This is a genomic window from Pedobacter sp. T50_32 (genome assembly GCF_057652195.1).
The window spans coordinates 1-408 of sequence record NZ_JBYFBY010000019.1 but is presented as its reverse complement, the minus strand read 5'-3'; the positions used below and the strand labels follow the sequence as shown (position 1 = coordinate 408).

1 pseudogene is annotated in these 408 nt (G+C 42.2%); it reads left to right on the top strand.

The window, feature by feature from the left end:
• A pseudogene (locus tag AC23ME_RS21105) lies at nt 1–394 on the top strand (IS1595-like element ISBbi1 family transposase); the annotation flags it as partial.
• Nucleotides 395–408 lie beyond the last annotated feature (14 nt).

Sequence of the window (408 nt, the reverse complement as noted above, 5' to 3'; positions counted from 1 at the left end):
TATCGAAACGGGCAAAAAGGAGAAGCATGTGCGTTATTTCAAGGCCAGGGTACTGGATAGCCATCAAAGTGAAGGAATCAACGGCGTGGTCAGGGACTGCATGGAGGATGATGCCATCGTATTTTCGGACAAAAGCACTTCTTACGTTGACATCTCCGATCTGGTGGAATTGCACGTCACCGAGAAATCAGACGCCAAAACCACCAAGGAAACACTCAAATGGGTGCATATCGCAATCAGTAATGCAAAACGGACATTGCTGGGCAACTACCATAAAATCAAAAGGAAATACTTACAGTTGTATCTCAACGAGTTTATTTACAAATTAAACAGACGGTATTTTGGAGACAAACTCTTTGACAGACTAGTAATTGCGAATATAACAGGTGCATAAACGGATAATCAGAA